The sequence below is a fragment of the Neoroseomonas rubea genome (assembly GCF_016106015.1).
Lineage (GTDB): Bacteria > Pseudomonadota > Alphaproteobacteria > Acetobacterales > Acetobacteraceae > Neoroseomonas > Neoroseomonas rubea.
Window position 1 is genome coordinate 1 of record NZ_JACADQ010000477.1, and the last position, 2,298, is coordinate 2,298.

A 2,298-nucleotide genomic window follows, 5' to 3' on the forward strand; every position below is an offset into this window, starting at 1 on the left:
CGGCGCGCGCCGAAGGGGCCGGCGGCCGGCGCGCCGAGCCGCGGCTCGACTGGCCGCAGACGAAGGGCTGATCGAGGGCGCTATCCCGCCCCGCCCGCCTGTGGCTTGATGCGGCCATGCGCGCCAGCGTCATCCAGATGAACCAGGGCAGCGACAAGGCTGCCAACCTCGACCAGGCCCGCCGCCTGATCGAATCCGCCATCGCGGCCGACCGGCCGGACCTCGTCACCCTGCCGGAGACCTGGACCAATCTCGGCGGCGGGCGCGACGCGCGCCGTGCGGCGGCCGAGGTCCTGCCCAGCGCCGGCGGGACCGGCGGGCCGGCCTATGAGATGCTGCGCGGCCTCGCCCGCGCGCATGGCATCACCGTCCATGGCGGCTCGATCATCGAGGATGGCGGCGAGAAGCTGTTCAACACGACGCTCGTGTTCGGCCCCGACGGGGCGGAGATCGCGCGCTACCGCAAGATCCACCTCTTCGACATCACCGCCCCCGACGGCACCGGCTATCGCGAGAGCGCGCTGTATGGCGCGGGATCCGACCTCGCCGTCTTCGAGGTGGCGGGCATCCGGCTCGGCTGCACCATCTGCTACGACGTGCGCTTCCCCGAACTGTTCCAGGAACTGCGGCGGCGCGGGGCGGAGGCGATCCTGGTGCCGTCGAACTTCACGCTGCAGACCGGCAAGGACCATTGGGAAGCGCTGATGCGCGCGCGCGCCATCGACACCCAGTGCTGGATCCTCGCAGCCGCCTCCTACGGCGCCTACGAGGAACGCGGCGCGACCCGCAGCGTCTACGGCCATTCGCTGGTGGTCGATCCCTGGGGCCATGTGGTCGCGAAATGCAGCGACGGGACGGGCTGGGCGACGGCGCGGATCGACCCTGCGGTGACCGCGCGGGTGCGCGCCGGCATGCCGCTCGACCAGCATCGGGAGGCCGCGCGCGCCTGGGTCGCGAAGGCGGCCACGTGACCGGCCCGCGGCTCGCGATCCTCGCCGCCCAGAACGAGCCCGCCCGCGCCGCGCAGGAAGCGCTCGCCGCCCGTTACGGCGCGACGCCGCCCGACCAGGCAGAGGTAATCGTCGCGCTGGGCGGCGACGGCTTCATGTTGGAGACGCTGCACCGCTTCCTCGGGCGCGGCATCCCCGTCTACGGCATGAACAGGGGCTCGGTCGGCTTCCTGATGAACGACTACCGGGAGGACACGCTGCCCGAGCGCATCGCCGCCGCCCAGGCCGCGACGCTGCATCCACTGCGCATGGTGGCGCAGGCGAACGGCGCCGCGCCGGTCGAGGCGCTGGCGATCAACGAGGTCTCCCTGCTGCGCGAAAGCCGCCAGGCGGCGAAGATCCGCATCCTGGTGGACGACAAGGAACGCGTGGCCGAACTGATCTGCGACGGCGTGCTTGTCGCGACCCCGGCGGGCAGCACCGCCTACAACCTCTCGGCGCACGGGCCCATCATTCCGCTCGGGGCCAACCTGCTGCCGCTGACGCCGATCTCGGCCTTCCGGCCGCGGCGCTGGCGCGGCGCGCTGCTGCCATCGGACGCCGTGGTGGTGTTCGAGATCCTGGAGCGCGACAAGCGCCCCGTCGCCGCGGTCGCCGACTACACCGAGGTACGCGACGTCGCGCGGGTCGAGGTGCGGGAAGCGCGCGACGTGACACTGACCCTGCTGTTCGACCCGGACCACGGCCTGTCGGACCGCATCATCGCGGAACAGTTCACGGTGTGAGCGAAGCTCGCGGCCTGTCCGACCGCACCCTGCTCTGGGGCATCGCGGCGACGCAGGTGATCGGCTGGGGCACGCTCTACACCCCCTTCCCGCTGCTGGTCGCGCCGATGGAGGCCGAGCTCGGCTGGTCGCGCGTGCTGCTCAACGCCGGGTTCACGGCGGGGCTGCTCGCCTCGGGCATCGCGGCGGTGCCGGCCGGGCGCTGGCTCGACCGGCGTGGGCCGCGCGGGCTGATGAGCCTGGGTGCCGCCGCCGCCGCAGTGCTGCTGGTCACCCTCGCGCTGGTGCGCGACCCGGCGGCCTATATCGCGATCTGGGTGCTGATCGGCCTCGCCCAGGCGGCCTGCCTGTGGAATTCCGCCATGGCGGTGGTGGTGGCGGAAGCACGGGACCCGACGCGGACCATCACCGCCATCACCTTCATCACCGGCTTCACCGGCACGGTCTTCCTGCCGCTGGCCGAGCTCCTGATCGCGACCCTCGGCTGGCGCGGCGCGCTGGGCGCGCTGGCCGCACTGCAGGCCGGCGCGGCGGTCCTGACCTTCGCCATGCTGCGCCAGGCG

Annotated in this window: 3 protein-coding genes; all 3 read left to right on the forward strand. The window is 72.8% G+C overall.

The window, feature by feature from the left end:
- Positions 1-116 precede the first annotated feature (116 nt).
- Entirely contained in the window at positions 117-971 is an 855-nt protein-coding gene (locus HW577_RS23860) for a carbon-nitrogen hydrolase family protein (protein ID WP_198378595.1), read from the forward strand.
- The gene (locus tag HW577_RS23865) at positions 968-1,735 is read left to right on the forward strand and encodes an NAD kinase (protein WP_198378597.1); all 768 of its coding nucleotides are present in this window, start codon (positions 968-970) and stop codon (positions 1,733-1,735) included. The genes HW577_RS23860 and HW577_RS23865 overlap by 4 nt, the downstream gene beginning before the upstream one ends.
- Positions 1,732-2,298, forward strand: a 567-nt coding sequence (locus HW577_RS23870) for an MFS transporter (protein ID WP_198378596.1), incomplete at its 3' end; no start/stop codon positions are given. The genes HW577_RS23865 and HW577_RS23870, both read left to right, overlap by 4 nt.